Source organism: Niastella vici, from assembly GCF_002077945.1.
Taxonomy (GTDB): domain Bacteria; phylum Bacteroidota; class Bacteroidia; order Chitinophagales; family Chitinophagaceae; genus Niastella; species Niastella vici.
This window is the reverse complement of record NZ_LVYD01000070.1, coordinates 35,974-55,739: the sequence shown is the minus strand read 5'-3', so window position 1 is coordinate 55,739 and position 19,766 is coordinate 35,974. Positions and strand designations below refer to the sequence as shown.

Below are 19,766 nucleotides of genomic sequence, written 5' to 3'. Positions count from 1 at the left end.
TGCAACTGTTCTAAAGCCGCTATAAAAGAAAAAACTAAAATGAAAAAACGCATCCTGAGACTGGCTGTAAAATCCGTAAGATCTTTATTGAACCTATCCCATAAAAAATTCGACAAAATTACCATGGAGCTCTATAAAGAGCTTTTTAGAGAAGAATACCCGGCCAACCAGCATAAAAAAATAGAACAGGTAAATTACTATAGCTCGTTTACCCCTGATAGATATTCCCACAAATTTGGGGAGTACCAGCAACAAACCAATTTTCTGGAGTTTAAAGATCTTGAAAAATGGATGGCAGGAAACTATGATAACAATATCGGGGACATAGGCCGGTTTTATTTCCTGAATCTTTGTATAGATTCTTTGCTCGAAGAAAATATAGCAGGCAACGTAGCCGAAATAGGCGTGTACAAAGGGAACTCGGCTTATCTGTTGGCCAAGTATGCCCGGCATCCTGCAGTTAATTCCAACTGCTATTTGTTTGATACGTTCGAGGGCTTTGATGCAAAGGATATTCAGGGTATTGATTCGGTTATAAATCAACATCAATTCACTGATACTTCTCTTGAGTATGTTCAAAAGAATGTAGGCACCGATAAGAATATCGTTTATGTAAAGGGATACTTCCCTGAAAGTCTTAAGCAGGTAGGCGATTTAGATTCTTTTAGCCTGGTGCATATTGATTGTGATCTGGAGAAGCCTATTGCCGATTCGTTAAACTACTTCTATCCCAGGATGAAAAAAGGTGGCTTCCTGATCATGCACGATTATTCGAGTTTGGTCTGGAAAGGAGCAAAGGTAGCCATTGATGCATTCTTTAAAGATAAACCAGAGTTTGTTATTCCTATTCCTGATAAATCAGGTACTTGTGTAATCAGAAAAGTATAAGTTGGTCAATAAAATTAAAAGCCTCCCGGTTTTATCAGGAGGCTTTTCTATTTCTTTCAGAATTTAACTTAGAACTCCGGATTCACTCCTGTATAATTCTGCGGTGTTATTTTCTTCAACTCTTTCTTGATGGCCGATGAAACTTTCAGGCCGTCAATGAACTGGTGAATGGTTTGCTGGTTAATGCCATTCTTGCCACGGGTCAACTCTTTCAGCGCCTCGTACGGTTGCGGGTAATTTTCACGGCGCAAAATGGTTTGAATGCCTTCGGTAACCACAGCCCAGTTATGTTCCAGGTCGTTGTTGAGGGCGCCGTTGTTCAGCACCAGTTTGCCCAGTCCTTTTTCAATTGATTTTATCGCGAGTATGATATGTGCGAATGGTACGCCGATGTTGCGTAATACGGTTGAATCGGTAAGGTCGCGTTGCAGGCGGCTCACCGGTAATTTGGCGGCCAGGTGTTCGAGCAGCGCATTGGCGATACCGAGATTGCCTTCGGCATTTTCAAAATCGATGGGGTTTACCTTGTGCGGCATGGCGCTGGAACCTATTTCGCCTTTCACCGTCTTCTGCTTGAAGTACTCCATGGAAATATAAGTCCAGATGTCGCGGCAGAGATCGATGAGGATGTTATTGATGCGTTTCATGGCATCAAAATGCGCGGCCAGGTTATCGTAATGTTCTATTTGGGTGGTGAATTGCTGGCGTTGTAAACCCAACACGCCTTCCACGAAATCATTGCCCAGCTGGATCCAGTCCTTTTCGGGAAATGCTACAGAATGGGCATTGAAGTTACCGGTGGCGCCGCCGAATTTGGCAGTTACCGGCACACTGATCACCTGCTCAACCTGGTTGCCGATGCGTTCTACAAAAACCATGATCTCCTTACCGAGCCGGGTAGGGCTTGCGGGCTGTCCGTGGGTATGGGCCAGCATGGGAATTTCCTTCCAGTCGGTGGCCAGTATTGACAGCTGGCGGTTGAAGTTCAGCAGGGCAGGGAGGTATTCATTTTCAATGGCATGTTTCCACGAAAGGGGAATGGCCGTATTGTTAATGTCCTGCGAGGTGAGGCCAAAATGCACCCATTCCCGGATGTCGCCGGCATCCATCGCGGCCAGTTTTTCTTTCAGAAAATATTCCACGGCCTTTACGTCGTGGTTGGTGATCTTTTCGGTGTCTTTTATCTTTTTGGCGTCATCAAGGGAAAAGTTCTCGCAAATTTCCTGCAGCGCTTTTTTTTGCGGGGCAGTTAACCTGAAGAATTTTTTGTCGGCCAGGAACCGCACATACTCTACTTCTACCAGTACGCGGTATTTGATTAAGGCAAATTCAGAAAAATAGTCGTCAAGATGTTGAACCTGATGGCGATAGCGTCCGTCAACAGGTGAAATAGCCGTGAGTGCGTTTAGTTCCATGAACAATTGTTGTTTATTAAGGCCTGTCAAGTACCTTTGTGCCCGCAAAATTAAATCAATTGAATAAGATTAAGGTTGGAATTGTTAATTATCTCAATACGAAGCCTTTAATATATGGAATTCAGCAGGCGGCGGTGGCCAGCAGGTTGTTGTTGATTGAGGATTATCCGGCCAATGTGGCGCGTATGCTGGTTGAGGGTACAATTGATGTGGGGCTGGTACCCGTGGCGGTGATCCCGCATTTGAAAGAGCATCAAATTATTACCGATTATTGTATAGGTTGTACGGGGCCCGTTGCATCAGTGGCCATTTTTAGTGAAGTGCCCATTGAAAAGATCGAAAAAGTACTGCTCGATTACCAGAGCCGTACTTCGGTGGCGCTGGCCAAAGTGCTGTTGCGGAAATACTGGAAAATAGCACCCGAACTGGTTGATACCCGGAGTGATTACCGGGCTTCCATAAAGGGTACCACCGCCGGAGTGGTCATTGGCGACCGGGCACTGGAGCAACGCAAGGTTTCCCCCTATATTTACGACCTGGGCGAAGCCTGGATCAATTTTACCAGGTTGCCCTTTGTATTCGCCGCCTGGGTAAGCAACAAACCTTTACCACAAGACTTTATTACCGACTTCAATGCCGCCAATAAAGAGGGGCTGCTACATATTGACCGGGCCGTGGCCGAAAACCCTTTCCCGGTGTTTGACCTGCATGCTTATTATACCCAACACATCAGTTATGAGCTTACTCCCGAAAAGAAAATGGGGTTGCAGCAATTTTTAGCTTTTGTTATGGAAGAAAAAGGCATTCTAAACAGGATGGCTTAAAAAACGCGTATTTCTTACGTTTAGTGATTGGGAGTTACACGTCTATCGCCCAAATCAACACGCTTTTTGCCATTTTCTACGCGCTTATTGGTTTTATTTTAATGTGTGGGGTGGTTTATTAATTTTACGGCCTTAATCTTTACACCCAATAGCATGAAAAAAACTTTTGTTAGTTTATTGGCCATTGCTTCCCTGGCCGCCTGTAAAAAGGATTGTGATAAGTGCGCAAATAATAATTGCAGTACCCCCAGTCCAGATTCTACGGTAGTTTGTAAAACAGACCTGTCGAAAGGGCTACTGGCCTATTATCCTTTCAGCGGTAATTTTAATGATGTCAGCGGTAACGGTAATAATGCCACCGCGAAGAATGGAGCTTACCTCACAACCGATTTCCTTGGCCGCTCAAACAGTAGTGCCGGGTTCGACGGGGTAGATGATTACCTGATAGTACCGGGCAGCGCTAAATTGAATTCAGATACGGTAACTATCTCATTCCAGGTAATGGTGAATTCCAATACCCGCCGCCATGTGACCATAAGCAGGATCAATTTTGAAACCGGACAATCCCTGATATACGGAATACATCACAGTCAGCCTACCGATAATAAATGGGGTTTTGGCTTGGTGCCGGGAACCGATGATTGTTCAAAATTGTATTCTTACGATCCAACAGCATCAGGCACTATCTATGGCAATGGTCCCATACAACCAGGCAGATGGAATAATATCATTGCTTCCTTTGTAGGGGGTGTTATGAAATTATATGTTGATGGGGTGCTGCAATCTTCCAATACCAGAACATTTACCAAAGCCAAAAAATGCGATAATGCCGACCTGATGATCGGTGGCTGGTGGAAATCGGACATTGTATCTATTGACGGTAAAATTGATGAAGTTCGGTTGTACAACCGGGCATTGACCGATTGTGAGATCAGCAAGCTGGCAGAAACGTTTAAGAATTAAGAAGAACTAATTTTAGCAACGCACCTAATAAAAAAGCCCTTTAATGGGGCTTTTTTATTAGGTGGGCTTTTAGTAACAGGTAATAAGTTTTAAGTTTACGGTGAAACCCCTTACCATGAAAAAACTTGTATTATCGGCAGGCGCCCTTCTCCTGTTGATGGCTTTCAAAAAAAACAGTATCATACATAAACCAGCACCTGTTACCGAGCCAACCTGTGCTTCGGATCTGAAGCGGGGATTACTGGCTTATTATCCCTTTAACGGTAATTATAAAGATGCCAGTGGTAATGGGCTACATGCTTTTTCAAGGAACGGGGCTCACCTGGCGGCGGATTGTCACGGTGAGGCTAATAAAGCAGCGGAGTTTGATGGAACAGATGATTATTTGATAGTGCCCGGAAACAAAAAGCTGAATGCAGATTCGCTGTCCATATCATTCCTTGTGATGGTCAATAACGCTGATCGAAGGAATGTAACTATCAGCCGCATCAATTATGAAACAGGTGAGTCATTGATCTTTGGTATACATGAAAGCCAGCCCGATGACAATGCCTGGAACTACGGTGTTACATCAAACGCAGATGGTTGTTCCACTCTTTACGGATACGATCCCTCGATGGCCTGTTATAGCAAACAGGGCATTCAGCCGGGAAGGTGGTATAATATCATCGCTACATTTGGCAAAGGCCTGCAGAAATTATATGTTGATGGGGTATTGCAGAGTACAAAAAAAAGAACTTTCCAAACGGCTAAAAAGTGTTCTGGCGGCGATCTGCTGATCGGTGGCTGGTGGAAGGCGGATATTGTTTCTATTGATGGAAAACTGGATGAAGTTCGATTATATAACCGGGTTTTAAATGAGTGCGAGATTGCCAAACTGGCCGCAACCGTTTCGCAGGAAGCAGACCAGCGCCCCAGACGAATACATAAAAGATAACCGCGTATTGACCGATTGTGCGATCAACAAACGGGCAGAGACGTTTAAGAATTAATCAAAAACAAAATTCATACAAAAGAAAAGGCCCTTTTTAAAGGGCTTTTTCTTTTGTATAAAGGGTTCTTTTATTTTACGATGGGCTCACTTATCTTAACAACATCACTATTCCCGATCGTTTAATGGTTCCACAATAAGTTTTGGCTTTTATAATATAGGTGTAACCGCCTGCTGGCAGCGGTTCGCCCCTGAAACGGCCATCCCAGCAAACGCCTGGTTTGTTGGTGGTAAACACCCGTTCGCCCCAACGGCTGAAGATGGAAAATTCTTCAATGGTAGCGCCGCCCCAGCTTTTTAAACCCAGGCAATCGTTGAGCCCATCGCCATTGGGTGTAAAGGCATTGGGTACTTCAAAGGAAACTTTTCCGGTTGCAGTAACATACACGGTAACACTATCTATGTCTGAGCAACCATATTGATTGGTGCCGGTCACAAAATAGGTGGTGGTGGTGTCGGCAGTGGAAACCGGATCGGGCAGGGTGGGGTAGTCGAGCCCCCGGGCAGGCGCCCACAAATAAGAACTGCCGGCAGAACCGGATGCTTTCAGTTTGGCTGAGTGTACCAGACAATCGATATCGTTGATCTTTTCTGCTTTTACAACGGGAGTAGGGTTTACGGCTATCCGTACGTGGAAGGTGGTGTCGGTGCCGCAATTGCTTTCCCTGATAGTAACGTGGTATAACGTGGTAGTGTCGGGCGTGGCAATGGGCGTTGCGCTGGCGGCATCGTTCAGTGAGCTTGCCGGGGTCCACAAATACTGGTCGCCGCCAATCGCCTGCATGGTAATGGATGAGCCCTTGCAAATAACAGCGTTCATGCCGGCAGAGAATTTGAAGGTGCGTACCTGTACATACACCGAATCGCTATAACTGCAATTATACGCATCGGTTACCTGCACTTTGTACATAGCGTTTGTACCTGTTGTGGCCATTGGGTTGGCAATGGCCGGGTTGCTGACCGCAGCAGCCGGCGTCCAGCTGTAAGTGGCCATGGTAGTATTGGCGGTTAACTGAACGGGGGTATTGGGGCAGGTTACCAGATCATGATCGGTAATAATGGTTGGAACCGCATGCAAACTAATGGCAACCGTGTCTTTGGCCGTACAGCCATTGATGGTTTGCCCTGTTACAATGTAACTGGTATTGGCAACCGGGGATGCTACCGGGTTGCTGATGGTGGTATTATTTAAACCAGCAGCGGGCGTCCAGTTAAAAGTAGCGGCACCGCTTGCCTGTAATTGCACTTTTCCATTTATACAAATTGTGGTGTCGTTATTCGTTTTTACAATGGGGGTGTCTACTGAAATGATAACACTGTCGCGTTGTATAAATACCGGGGCAAAAGAAATGTCATCAAGGGCGAAGTCGTTTCCCTGCACCTGGGTGTTATTATTTACAATGGCAATAGTGGCCGTTGTATTATTTCCGGAATTCCAGGTGGTGTAGAACTGGCTCCAGGTACAGGTTGGCAGGCTGGCGGTGATGGGGCTGCCTACCTGCCGGCCATTGATACTAAAGCTCAATTGCGCCGGGTTGGGCGTGTATAATGCCTGTATCCAGGTTGAGAAGGCATAGTTCGTATTAGGCGTTACAGCAACAGTGGTGTTCCATACATTTACATTCGCTACCGGTGCGCCGTTCACCAACAGCATATTTCCGTTGCCGGTAGTATGGTCGGTACAGGTGCTGAGCGAAGGGTTCCAGGTTTGCGGACTGGCGCCAACAAAGTATTGTCCTTCGGTCACATTGGGATTGGCAAAGCTGTAGCCCGAAGTGAATCCGCTGTTACCACCATTGAAATTCCCATTTGTAATTAGATTATTTCCTGTAACCTCGGCTGTATAATAATAGGTTATTTTTCCCGGTGTGCTGGTGACCGGGTTGGTCACATTCGCATTATTGAGGAAAGTGCCTGGCGACCAGCAGAAACTCAGGGCCGGCTGGGCGCGCAATTGTTTGGTGGTGTTGAAACAGATGGTGGTATCGGGCGTAAGAATGAGGTCGGCATTGGTTACCTGAATGGCAATGGTGCGGGTGATGGTGTCTTTACAGCCATTGGTTTCATAACCGAATTTCACGGTATAATTCCCGAAGGCGGCGTACGTATTGGCGCTGTTCAGGTTGCCGGTGGCCGAGTTGCCATCGCCAAATACCCAGTACGCATTCGACAGGTTATTGCCTGTGCCGTAAAACTGAACAGCCAGCGGATTACAAATAGCCTGTTTGTAATACAGGTCGGCCGGTATCACCGTTACTTTTGAAAGGGATATTGTATCGCTGTTCACACATCCCTGGGTATTGGTCACCCTTACGTAATACTTTCCGGAACTATTGGCTGTAAAGGTTTGTGCCGTAGAGCCATCCTGCCACAGGAATCCGGCGCCGGCGTTACCGGCATCGAGCAATACATTTTTTACATCACATAATGTTAAATCGGGCCCCAGGTTAACTACTGGTTTGGCAAGGGCCGTTATTACTGTGCTATCGCGGTTGGTACATCCGTACCTGTCTGTTTGTACCCAGTAAGTGCCGGCTGTTTTCGCTGTAATGGAATCAGTTTTTGCCCCCGTGTTCCAGGTATATTGCGCATATTTTATACCGGTGCCGATCTTTATAGAATCGCCGGTACAGAGATCAAGTGCTTTGGTGGGCGTATGTGCCGGAACATCGAGCACCACTACCTGTTTACAATAACTGGTTTGGGTTGGCAAACCATCATCGATGGTGAGGTTGATATTATAGGTTCCCGGGCTCGAATAAGTGACGGGCAGGGGATCCTGTAATGTAGAGCTGGAGACACTGGCATTGGCGCAACCCTGAAACCGTAAGCGGGTAATGGTATTGTTGGCAACGTTGGTGATGAAGGTGTATACTTCATCGTTAACGCGGAACAGCCTGGAAATGGAATGTGGGAAATTCAGATTGCCCAGGTTGCCCAATGAGGTGATGGTTGGTGTTACAGTAAGATCGTTACTGAAATTAAGCCGTACAATGTCGTTATACGAAGGGTTGCCGTTTACGGCGAACCCGACGATCTGGCCGCAAAATTTCATAATGGTGAAGTCGCGCGGGTGATGCAACATATTGCCGGGATTGCCGAGGTTTACGCCTGTTGGGGTGTTCAACAGGGAGGAACCGAAATCGAGGCGGGTGAGCGAAGAAGCGGTGCCATTGCGTTGGTTATCGCCACCGTTCACAACAAACACGCGCCAGTAACCATTGTCGTTAATGGCGTAAATACCGGTGGGGTATTTCAGCCCACCGATATTACCCAAGTCTGTGGCGGTGGGGGCATTATTAAAATTGCTGCCAAAGTTGAACCGGGTAATGGTATTGAACTCTGCATTCACCGTAAAGCCATACCAGTTGCCGCCTTCCCTGAAAACATGCAGGTCAATGGGTTGGTTCATTAAATTGCCAACATTGCCCCAGTTGGTAGGGGTGCCGGGGCTGGTAATATTGGTACCAAAATCGATCTTGAGAATGCGGGGTTGCTGGCCTACATTGACATTGCCGCCAACGATGATGGCATACCAGTTGCCTCCATCCTGCACTACCTGTATTCCTTCATTGGCGGTGACTTGCAATAAACCGCCATAATTACCCAGGTCCACTGCTGAGGGGGGATTGAGCAAACTGTTACCGAAATCGAGCCGTACCAGCCGGGCCTGATTATAATTCACGACAAACGCGTAGTAGTTACCATTGGTATATACATAATCCATAAATACCGGCCCGGCGAGCAGGTTGTTCGGGTTGCCAATATTCACTGCAGCCGGTGGCGTATTAACGTCGGCTACACAAAAGTTCCAGTAATAGGTGGAGGCGCCTAACGACAGGTTGGTAATATTCACCGGCGTATTTACGCACACGGTATCTGGTGTGGTGAATTGCGCGATGGCCGCCTTACAGGAATCAGGAGTATAGGTACAATTGGGGTTGGTGGCATTTATGGTTGCGCTTCCGCCCAATGTGCCGTTCCAGGTGGCGTTCCCCTGTTTGTTCAACAGGTTATCGAAGGTGTAATAAGCCTGTAACCCGGTTTGGGTGGTGGGCGAAGGAAGCGGAGTGTTCATGTACTGGCGGATCTGGGCCTGCGACCGGGCAACATTCCAGATGCGCACTTCATTAATATAACCTATGAATTGGGTGTTCAGTACCAGCGCATCGTACAACCCTACCTGCGTATGCCAGTTATTTTGTATGAGGTTACCTGTGGCGGCAACCTGGCTCATTAAAAAGCCGTCGCGGTAAAACTTCAGGGTGCTGCCATCGTATACCATGGCCACATGGTACGTTTTATTCAGATCTATTTCACAAACATCGGGTGTGCGGTAATAACCATTGGTGGTAGTTATTTCGGCCGTGTTTGGCCGCAACAGGTAGTTTACATCGGTGGGGTCATGGTGTTTGGAGACCACATCGCCGGCATACAGCAAACCACCTGAATAGGTTGCTGTACGGTTGATCATGGCTTCAACAGTGACCGTGTTGCCGGGAATATCGAGGTCGCCGATGTTGACGTAAGAAGGTTTGTTAGGAACGCTTAACCAGTTGGCGCAAGGGTCGCATGAGGTTACCACCATGCTATCCCTGTTACTGCAGCCGTACCGGTCTGTTTGCACCCAGTAGATGCCCGGCGTATTTACTGCAATAGAATCGGTGGTGGCCCCGGTATTCCAGGTATACTGCGCATTTTGTACCCCCGTACCTATTTTCACAGGGTTACCGCCACAAAGCGATATTGCCTGCGTGGGCGTATGCACTGGCGGCGCTAAAACAACCACCTGTTTACAGATCGAAGTTTGCGTGGGCAGTCCGTCATCAACCGTAAGCGTAATGTTATAAGTGCCCGGGGTGTTGTAGGTCACTGTACCGGGGTTGGCGCTGGTTGAATTGGGAACGCTGGCATTGTTGCAACCGGTGAATTGCAACCGGGTCAGTGTTTGGTTGCTAACGTTCGGCACAAAGGTGTACAGATCGGCACCTGCTCTGAATATTTTGGAAAGGCAATGGGGGAAATTCATATTGCCGATGTTGCCAAAACTTGTTGCTGTGGGGGGGCTGGTTACAGTGGAAAAGTTCAATTTGATGAGGCTGTTATAGCTGGTGTTGGCGTTGATCACATACCCGATCAGTTCGCCGCAATAATTTATCATCTGTATATCCCATGGCGTATGGAACTGGCCTCCGATATTGCCCAGGTTTGTGCCGGTTGGCACATTGAACAGGGAGTTGCCGAAATCAAGTCTTGAAAGGGTGTTACTGTTTGCATTGGCAACAAAGGCATACCAGTTGCCGTTGTCATTAATAGCATGGATACCCGTAGGGCCGCTGAGGTTCCCGATATTACCCAGGTTCGCGGCTGTTGGGGTGTTGTCGAAACTGTTAGTGAAATTGAAACGGGTAATGGTACTGTTATCGCTATTAACCGTGAGCCCGTGCCAAACACCGGCATTATCACTGAATAAATACAGATCGTGTGGGTAGGCCAGGTTGCCGATATTACCCCAATTGGTTGCCACGGGTGCGTTATTGGCAATGTTGGCGCCGAATTCAACTTTCAGAATGCAGGGCGTGGTGCCGTTTGCAAGGGTTCCGCCAACGATAATAGCGTACCATTTTCCTTCATTTTTTACAACCTGTATGCCTTCTGCTGCATCGGGTATTTTGCTGTTAAAATCGCCCAGGTCAATGGCGGCAGGTGGGGTTAGCAGGCTGTTACCGAATTCGAGCCGGAATAAGTGGCCCGTATAGTTATCGGTCATGAAGCCATAATAGTTTCCATTCTCCTGTACATAGTCGATATACACGGGCGAAGTGAGATTGCTGTTCAGGCTGCTGAAGTTGGCTCCCACGGGCGGCGCATTCAGGTTACCGGTACAAAACGACCAGTAATTGGTGGTGGCGTTGGAACTGGTATTGGTGATGGTTACCGGTGTGTTTACACACACCGTATCCGGAGCAGTGAAAGAGGCGGTGACCGGCACCAGGTTGGCAAGGCACAGCGCATTTACTTCGGTTTGGTTCAGGGCCCGGTTGTAGATGCGAATATCATCCATTTTCCCTTTAAACCGTAGCTGGTCATTTTGCCACCACGTACCGATCTGAATATCTGAGTTGGTACATTGCCTGAGCGTGTTGAAAGAAGTGTTATTCGTGCTGACCAGCAAGCCATTCAGGTAGATCTTTTGCACGCCTGCTTCATAGGTGCACACCAGGCAATGCCACTGGTTAGTGGGTACCGTTCCCCCGGTATTTACATAGGCCGAGTTCAGGGCGATCTGTGAGTTGCAAATGTCTACCGGGTTATTTACCCCATATAAAATGCCGGGATACAGGTTGAAGTTAATGGCCACCTGAAACTGGGCGCCTTCACCGCTGTAATAACCGATCTTGCCAATGAGGTTTTGCAGCGTGGTGAGTTCGGTGTTGAAATACATGGCTACCGTCATGGCCGTAGCCGTGTTCATGCCTGCAGTGCCGGGTACTATTATATAATCGTCAATGCCGTCAAAATTGCACGCACTGTTGGCATTACCGTACCGGTCGGTTGTTAAAGTAGTGGAATTATAAGTAGGGTTATTGTTTTGGCCGCTTACATCGTTGGCGGTGCCATTGAACGAATAGTAGGCGATGAGTCCCTGGTTTAGGTTCACCTGGGTAACGGCATTAAAATATAAAGAGCAAAGTAATGCAGTTAGTAATAAATATTTCATGTAAGTCTAGGGGGTAATTTCTCAATAGTATTCAACGGCCCTTGCTGTTGGTACAGTTTATGGCCATTAAAATGCATAAATATAGGGTTAATTCTATATGATGGCCGAAATGTTAATAACCGCGCAGTTTTGGCAATAGGCGTGTTGTTTTGGGCAATAAGTGTGCAGGTGTTCAGGTAGGATGCCTTATTGTGGTGAGGGCGCCAGCTCGTCAATTGCAGCAATAACATCATTATAGTTGATATCATTGATGGGGTAAGGGCTGGCCTGTTCTATTTGTTTTGCCAGTTCAGCCGTTTGCGTATATACAAAATGGTTTATTTGTTTGGGGTAAATACAAATAACATGGGGAAAGCGTTTACGGTCGTATGGACCAAACCGGGCGAAATGGGTACCGGTATACAGTCCAATGGTTGGTACTTGTTGGGCTGCCCCCATATGCAAAATGGCCGTATCGTTGGTTATAACCAGGTCGGCCTGCGACACCAGTTTGCAAAGCTCCGTAAGGGATAGCCGGTTGGTATAATCTTCCTGAATGTTTAGGGGTAAAGCTGCTTTGAATTTATTGTTCAGCATTTCATCTGTTTTGCCGTGGCCAACCAGGATTATCTTTTTATTTTTTGTTTCTGCGCAATATTTTCCAATACCGATAAAGTTTTCAATGTTCCAGATCTTTACGGGTTCGCTGCTGGAAGGGAATATGATGATAAACCCTTTTGCTGCAACCGGAGTGGGAGGCAGCTTGTCTTTTTCAAGGGTAAGGGCGATGGATAATGACTGCTGGCTCAGGGTTTCAATGAACCTGATATTGCGGTCGAACTCGAAAAAATTTTGTACGGGCAAACCGATGATACGGGTATAATGCTTATCGTATAGCCAGGTTTGCCATTTTTTCCGGTGGGTTAAGTTGGCCTCCATGGCAATCTTTTGTGCAGCACCGGTGGCAAATGACAACAGATCGTCGAGTTGCGGGTGCCTCGAATAATTGGTATTGATCACTACTTCAAAACCTTCTTTGTAAATGGTTCGCATGATGCGGAATTTATACCGCATGCTGGTGAGGAATTTTGTTCTGTCGAACCACACGAACCCATCTACGTGTTGGGCATCGAATTGCAGGGCCAGCGATTTAAAGGCGCTGTTGCCGCATAAGGTAAAGGAATGGTCTTCGAACCCTGGTATTGTCCTGTACCAGGGCAGACAGTTGCGGAATAAAATATAATCCCCGATCTGTTCCGATTTGATGATCAAAACCGATGAGGGATTATGTTTCCGTTTGCCGGTAGTGGCGAAGAATAACAGGGTATTGTTAAATACGAGTTTGTATGCGCCCCTGATCTTATCCGTAACCTGTTTAATCATTTTTCTGCTTATTGTAAAATGGCCATGCCTCTGAAGCTGTCAACATAAAACACTTTCTTATACCAGCCGGCCTGTATGGCCAGGTATACGCTTTCCTGAATAAACTGGTGGTGCAGGAAATCGTCAACCAGTACAATGCCATTTTCGTTGGTGAGGTGCGAGCAAAGATGCAGATCAATAAGTTTACCTGTTTTGGTATGGTCGCCATCAATGTGAATGATGTCGTATTTGGGGCTTAACTCGAGGCTCTTCATGATCTTACTATCCCACGAATAACCGTTTATAAGCATATAATGAAACTGCGGGTTGGCAGTATTCATGATCTTGCAGGTAGCGGCGGCATAATCGAGCCCGTTGGGCAGGTACAGGTTAGGGTCTATACCAACGTAATTGGATGGGCATTTTACCGCTTTGGCAAATACGGCCGACATATAACCGGAGCGTACGCCTATTTCGAGCAGATTCACCTGCTGGCTGTTTTTAGAGAAGGATTTAAACAGGTTAAAGTATAAAGGATAGTAGGAGGGGTGGTTCAGCCAGTCGTCCTGTGGGTTATAATCGCGTTCCAACCAGCAGGGCAGTGGCTTGTTATTATGCTGAAAAATCTCTTTGGACGTAATGGTAGTGGTGTTCTCGAACCAGGCAGGGGCGCCCTGCTTTTTTAAACCGGCAACAAAGGATTCAACCTGGCTGGGGTCTGTATTTCGGGCAAGGATATTAGCAACTTCCGGGCTAATTGTTTTGAATGTATCAGTCTCAACGTTCAGTTTTCTAAGGTACTTTTTGATTTTTTTCTTGACCCAAAGATTCATAATTTGCAGGTTTGTACAAAAATAGCACAAGGATTTCAAATGATTTCAATCCGGAAAATTATTGCGCGGTTTTATGATCCATTAGTAAATATCCATGTTGGCAATGTGATAATAAAATCTCCGCTCTCACATCCGCTTTTCCATGCAATGCGGGGTTTTAAACAGTTTGGCTTCAATACTACCCGCCTTGCTGAAACCATCGGCCAAAAATATAAGGATTTCAATATTATTGATATTGGCGCCAATATTGGCGATACGGTAGCCTTTTTCAGGAACAGTGTGCAGGCAGAAGTATTGTGTATTGAAGGCGATGATTTTTATTTCAAAATACTCGAGGAAAACAGCAAGACATTAAAAGGTGTGAGCCTGTTTAAAGGTATTGTAGGAAGCTCTTCCGGTACGGGCAATGTTCAAATAAAAAGAGAGCGGGGCACAGGTTATATTGAACCTTCCGCTACTCCGGTGAAGCAAATGTCGCTCGACGATATTTTACAGGCCAATCCTGCTTTTGCGAACGCGAAATTATTCAAGATAGATACCGATGGCTACGACAGCCTGATCATAAAAGGGGCGGCGAACTATTTGCAACGGGCGAAGCCTGTTGTTTTTTTTGAATACGATCCCTTCCTGCTCGAAAAAAATGATCAGCAGTACAACGCCATTTTCGACCTGTTCAGGGCAAACGGTTACAGATATGCTCTTATCTACATGAGCTATGGCGATTTCATTGCAGGCATCGACATCGCCGATGAGGCGTTGTTGCAGCATATGCTGCATTATTTCGCAGGCCGGCGCGGTGCTTTTTATGGCGATCTTTGTGTAATTCATGAAAGCGATAAAGACATCTTTACCGCGCTGTGCGATAAGGAAATTGCACATTTTAAAAAGTACAGGAACTATAACTGGTCTCCGGTAAAATAACAAGAACAGTAATGAAGGAGTCTCCTCTTATATCTGTTTGTATTCCGGCGTATAAGCATATCGATTTTTTAAAACGCTTACTCGATTCCCTGACCCGCCAGACATTCAGGGATTTTGAAGTGGTCATTACTGACGATAGTCCCGACGATTCGGTAAAGAACCTGGTTACGCAATTCGCGCATTTGCTAACCATTCGATATTTCCGCAATCCGGTTGCCCTGGGTACTCCCGAGAACTGGAACGAAGGCATCAGGCGGGCTGTGGGGCAATGGATCAAATTAATTCACGACGACGACTGGCTGGCCGGTGAAAACAGTTTGCAACGGTTCGCCGACGCCATTCAGCGTAATCCCGGCGCCACCTTTTTTTTCTGCGCCTTCCGTAATAACTGGTTACAAAGCGGGCGCATGGAAGAAGTACACATCAATTCTTTCAGGTATAAACAATTATTGAAACAACCTGCCGTTTTGTTTTCGAGTAATGTAGTGGGCCCGCCCAGCGTGATATTGCATCCAAACGATAAGCAGTTTTTTTACGACAATAAAGTAAAATGGGTGGTGGATATTGATTTCTACATCCGGTATTTTAAAACTGCACGTCCTGTACATATTCCTGAAATACTGATCAATGTGGGTATGGGCGAACACCAGGTTACACAGGATTGCTTCAGGAAGCGGGAAGTGGAGGTGCCGGAGAATTTTCACCTGTTGAATAAACTGCCTGTTGGCGTGCTGAAAAATATCCTGGTGTACGATGCCTGGTGGCGGTTGATGCGCAACCTCGAGATCACGCGGGAAGAAGAGATCCGCACGGCAGGTTACAACGGACCCATACATCCCGTGCTGGTTTCTATGATCGGCTGGCAAAAGAAGATACCGCGGGGCTTATTGGGCAATGGCCTGTTTTCGAAGCTCAGTATGGTCGTACATTATCTTTTACATCGTAACCAATTGCGCCCGTAATGGCTATTTCTATCATCATTGTCAATTATAAAACCCCGGCATTGACCGTTGATTGCCTACGTACCGTATTCACGGGGCGCCAGGCCATACCAACCGAAGTGATCGTGGTTGACAATGCATCGGGCGATAACAGCCAGGCCATTATTACCGCTGCTTTTCCCCAGGTAAAATGGATCTCCCTTTCCTATAATGCAGGTTTTGCCCGCGCCAATAATGAAGGCATCAGGCAATCGACGGGCGACGTGGTGTTGCTGTTGAATTCCGATACATTGAATGTTGACAATGCCATTGAGAACTGCTACCGCCAGTTCATTGCTTCCCCTTATGTAGCCTGCGGCGTGCAGTTATTGAATGCAGACGGCACCCCGCAGATCTCGGGCAATTATTTTATGAAAGGCGGGCTCAATTACCTGCTGCCGCTGCCATACCTGGGTAAATTCATTAAATGGCTGGGCAATGTGGTAAAGGTAGAAAAACCGAATGTGCCCGATTCGGATAACCTGGTTGAAGTAGACTGGATCAATGGCGCTTTTTTAATGGTAAAAAAGACAGCTATTGATAAAGCAGGTTTACTCGATGCCGATTTTTTCCTGTATGCCGAAGAAGCAGAATGGTGCAGCCGTTTACGGAAGACCGGCCAGTTGTGTATTTACGGTCAGTATAAAGTGATTCATTTGCAGGGCGAATCGGCCAATGAAGCTTTTGGCTCTTCGGGTAAAGGCTATTATAACCTGTACGACCGCAAGGGACTGCAGATCATGCTGTCGAATTTTGTACGAATCCGCAAACAGTTTGGTGCCGGCTGGTTTTTATTTCAGTTAGCAGCTTATACCTTCAATATACCTGTTTTATTTATTGGCAGTTTTTTTGAGAACGGGGTACGCTTGCGCAATCCTTTCAGGGAATTTAACCTGGCTGCCAGTTTTGCCCGGAATGTTTTCAGGTTATGGCGGTTTGTACCAGTCATATTATCGAATAAGCCTTATTTTTATAAGGTATTATGAAATGGAGATACCTACTGCTGCTTTTTTTCCCTTTATTCAGCTTCTGCCAGGACTTTAGTTATTCCCACTACGATAGCCGGGATGGCCTTGCCAGCACTACGGTTTATTGTATGACCCAGGATAAAGATGGGTTTTTGTGGTTTGGCACCGAAACAGGTGTAAGCCGCTTTGATGGAACGCATTTCAGGAATTTTACGAAGGAAGACGGGTTGCCCGATAATGATGTGACCCAGTTGTATGCCGACTCAAAAGGCCGGGTGTGGATGGCGCCCTTTAAAAAATCGGTTTGTTATTATTACCGGGGAACCATTCACAACAGCGATAATGACCCGGTGTTAAAAAAACTGCATATCAATGATAATGTGGTACATTTTGCCGAAGACAATGCCGGCAATATTTTATTCCAGGAAACAACCGTGCTGCATGTTCTTAAAACCAACGGAGAGGTAGTTACGCTTGTTACCGATGGTACCAGGCCATTGGGTTATATTACTACCATTGGCACCCGCAAGGAGGGCGGATTTTGGGTAATGCAGAATGGCAATGTTTATATCCTTCATAATGACCGGTTCCTGTTATGGACGAAAGTTACCCATCCGTATGACCACCTGCATTTTAATTATGCCGCGTTAAAATATGAAACCCTGTTGTGGCGAAAAAGCATTTATGATATAGGGGTGAGGTCATTTGAGCACAACAGGACCTATGAATACTTTTTGTCGCAATATGGTGAATATGTGAACAGTGCTATTTTCGATCAACATTCCGGGGCTATTTGTACAATTAACGGCGCTTATGTGTATGACCTTCATGATTCAGGCAAATTACAACATCATTTGAAAGGCATAACGGTGTCGAATAGTTTCAGGGATTCGGAAGGTAACCTGTGGTTCACCACCATGGGAAAAGGAGCGTACCGGTTGAATTCCTCGAAGGTGCTGACTGTAGAGATAGAGGAAAAAAAACTTGATGCTTATTGGGTGAATGCTATAAAGACCAGTAAAGAACGGATGATGGCCGCCAGTGTGTATAATGTGATCAGGAATTATTCAAAGGAAAATGGTAAATGGGAACAACAACATGATTTTGCCTGGCATAGTCAAATACCCTTCTACAGTATGATTTCGTTACCCGATGGCCATGTTGCCGTAGGTTCCAAATTCTTTTTAGAGAAAGTTAACCCTGATCTTGTCCACCGCACAGACTGCATAACATCAATTTCTGTCAAGTTCCTTTGCACGGATGGAAACAATATTTTAGTGTCTACTGATAAAGATGTGATACGAATTGATGTGGGGTCCTTTAAAGTGACCGATACTGTTTGGCATGAACGGCCTACCTGTATATTCTTAAATAATGATACTATTTATATTGGAACATTGACCGGCCTTTACCGGTTGTTGCCGGGTAATAAACCGCAATACCTGGGAGAAAATATAAAGCCCCTGCAGGGCAGGATCGCTGCCGTGCGGGAAGATGCCAATCATGTTATTTGGGTGGCTACGGCAGGCGATGGATTGTTCGGCTGGCGCAATGGTGAACTGGTTGCCAGTATTTCGCGGCACAATGGATTACTGAGCAACATCTGCCGTACGCTGTTTTATGAGAACGGGCATTTGTGGGTGGGCACCGATAAAGGTTTGTGTAAAGTGAATGTACTACAACCCGGGTATCCCATTGACAAATATACTACCAGCGATGGCCTGTCGTCGGATATCATCAACACGGTATATGTAAATAACAATAAAGTATTTGTTGGTACGTCCGAAGGCATCACGTTCTTTGAGGAAGATAAAATAGCCAGTCAGTCGCAATGCGTGCTGCGGTTTGTAGATATTTCCGTAGGGGGAACAACCTGGTACCCGGCCGATGCACCGCTCAGCATTCCGCATAATAAGAACAGCATACAATTCAATTACGTGGGTATTTCCTTTAAATCGGGTGGCGATATCCGGTACCGCTACAGGTTGCTTGGCCTCGACAGTAGCTGGAAGGAAACAAGAGAAACTTTTTTAAGCTATCCTACGCTGCCTTCAGGCGATTATCAATTACAGTTACAGGCCATCAATAAATTCGATGTAAGCAGTCAGTTGCTGACGGCCAGCTTTACCATTGAAAAGTTGTTGTACGAGCGCACCTGGTTCCGCGTATTGATCGGCTTATTGTTCCTGGCCGTAACCGGGTTGGTGGTATGGCTTATTATTCGCCGGGTGCGAAAAAGGGAGCAGGAAAAAACAGCCATCAGCAAACGCATCAGCGAGCTGGAGCAGCTGTCGCGCAAGGCGCAAATGAACCCGCATTTTATTTTCAACAGTTTAAACTCCATTCAGCAATACGTGATGGACTCAGATGTGACCGGGGCCAACAAATTCATCTCCGGCTTCTCGCGGCTCATCAGGCAAACACTTGACTTTTCCTCAAAACCCGAGATCAGTCTGGAAGAAGAGCTGGATTACCTTTCCAATTACCTGGAACTGGAAAAAACACGGCTTGAAAATGCTTTCTCGTGGTCAGTGACCGTTGAACCTGGCCTCGATAAGGCGGAATACTATATTCCGCCGATGATCCTGCAGCCATTTGTGGAGAACAGTGTGCGGCATGGGTTGCGGTTCCGGCGCGATAAGAATGGCCTGGTGACCATAACCGTAAAACGGGAGACTAACCACCTGGTATGTATAGTGGAAGATAATGGGGTGGGGCGCAAAGCGGCGATGCAGTACAAGAGTATGTCGCCCATCAGTTACCAATCGAAAGGTTTGTCGTTAACAGCCGACCGTATCACTATGTTCAACAAAGAGCATGAGCAAAAGATCACTATGCAGATAGATGACCTGGAAGACGATGAGCAGGTGCCGCTGGGTACCAGAGTGACCATCAGTTTTCCGGTGCTTTAATACATACCT

The 19,766-nt window shown here is 46.4% G+C and carries 12 protein-coding genes; 8 read left to right on the top strand and 4 right to left on the bottom strand.

Translation table 11 applies throughout. The features are described from left to right. Positions 1 to 39 precede the first annotated feature (39 nt). Positions 40 to 888, top strand: a complete 849-nt coding sequence (locus A3860_RS30700) for a TylF/MycF/NovP-related O-methyltransferase (protein ID WP_081153917.1) — start codon at positions 40 to 42, stop codon at positions 886 to 888. A gap of 68 nt (positions 889 to 956) precedes the next feature. Here A3860_RS30700 and purB read toward each other — a convergent pair whose 3' ends face one another. Continuing rightward, positions 957 to 2,303, bottom strand: coding sequence for an adenylosuccinate lyase (gene purB / locus A3860_RS30695; RefSeq protein WP_081153915.1), 1,347 nt, complete (start codon positions 2,301 to 2,303; stop codon positions 957 to 959). Between the two features lie 59 nt (positions 2,304 to 2,362). On the opposite strand from purB, the gene A3860_RS30690 reads away from it, so the two are divergent. The 3 genes from A3860_RS30690 to A3860_RS30680 all read left to right on the top strand — a co-directional run bounded on the left by A3860_RS30690 (position 2,363) and on the right by A3860_RS30680 (position 5,027). Beyond that, on the top strand, positions 2,363 to 3,127 hold the full coding sequence (locus tag A3860_RS30690; protein ID WP_245843669.1) for a menaquinone biosynthetic enzyme MqnA/MqnD family protein: 765 nt from the start codon (positions 2,363 to 2,365) through the stop codon (positions 3,125 to 3,127). Between the two features lie 153 nt (positions 3,128 to 3,280). Further along, complete coding sequence (locus tag A3860_RS30685) at positions 3,281 to 4,090, top strand: LamG domain-containing protein (RefSeq protein ID WP_081153911.1); 810 nt, start codon at positions 3,281 to 3,283, stop codon at positions 4,088 to 4,090. A 115-nt stretch (positions 4,091 to 4,205) separates the two neighbouring features. Beyond that, positions 4,206 to 5,027, top strand: coding sequence for a LamG domain-containing protein (locus A3860_RS30680; protein WP_081153909.1), 822 nt, complete (start codon positions 4,206 to 4,208; stop codon positions 5,025 to 5,027). A gap of 145 nt (positions 5,028 to 5,172) precedes the next feature. On the opposite strand, the gene A3860_RS30675 is transcribed toward A3860_RS30680, so the two are convergent. From A3860_RS30675 to A3860_RS30665, 3 genes are all read right to left on the bottom strand, one after another. After that, positions 5,173 to 11,802, bottom strand: a complete 6,630-nt coding sequence (locus A3860_RS30675; protein ID WP_081153907.1) for a LamG-like jellyroll fold domain-containing protein — start codon at positions 11,800 to 11,802, stop codon at positions 5,173 to 5,175. Positions 11,803 to 11,988: 186 nt separating this feature from the next. Further along, positions 11,989 to 13,164: a glycosyltransferase family 9 protein gene (locus A3860_RS30670; protein WP_081153905.1), complete on the bottom strand. Its 1,176-nt coding sequence runs from the start codon at positions 13,162 to 13,164 to the stop codon at positions 11,989 to 11,991. Between the two features lie 8 nt (positions 13,165 to 13,172). Beyond that, the gene (locus A3860_RS30665; RefSeq protein WP_081153903.1) at positions 13,173 to 13,976 is read right to left on the bottom strand and encodes a class I SAM-dependent methyltransferase; all 804 of its coding nucleotides are present in this window, start codon (positions 13,974 to 13,976) and stop codon (positions 13,173 to 13,175) included. A 105-nt stretch (positions 13,977 to 14,081) separates the two neighbouring features. Here A3860_RS30665 and A3860_RS30660 point away from each other — a divergent pair, with 105 nt between their 5' ends. Genes A3860_RS30660 through A3860_RS30645 form a run of 4 tightly spaced genes read left to right on the top strand, consistent with a single transcriptional unit; the run spans position 14,082 to position 19,757 of the window. Continuing rightward, a complete protein-coding gene (locus A3860_RS30660; protein WP_158085417.1) occupies positions 14,082 to 14,897 on the top strand; it encodes an FkbM family methyltransferase in 816 nt (271 codons plus the stop codon). A gap of 11 nt (positions 14,898 to 14,908) precedes the next feature. Then, positions 14,909 to 15,859 carry a glycosyltransferase family 2 protein gene (locus A3860_RS30655; RefSeq protein ID WP_081153899.1) on the top strand — a complete coding sequence of 317 codons (951 nt, stop codon included), beginning with the start codon at positions 14,909 to 14,911 and terminating at the stop codon, positions 15,857 to 15,859. Further along, complete coding sequence (locus tag A3860_RS30650; RefSeq protein ID WP_081153897.1) at positions 15,859 to 16,863, top strand: glycosyltransferase family 2 protein; 1,005 nt, start codon at positions 15,859 to 15,861, stop codon at positions 16,861 to 16,863. Before A3860_RS30655 ends, A3860_RS30650 begins: the two co-directional genes overlap by 1 nt. Beyond that, a complete protein-coding gene (locus tag A3860_RS30645; RefSeq protein ID WP_081153895.1) occupies positions 16,860 to 19,757 on the top strand; it encodes a sensor histidine kinase in 2,898 nt (965 codons plus the stop codon). The genes A3860_RS30650 and A3860_RS30645 overlap by 4 nt, the downstream gene beginning before the upstream one ends. The last annotated feature ends 9 nt before the right edge of the window (positions 19,758 to 19,766 follow it).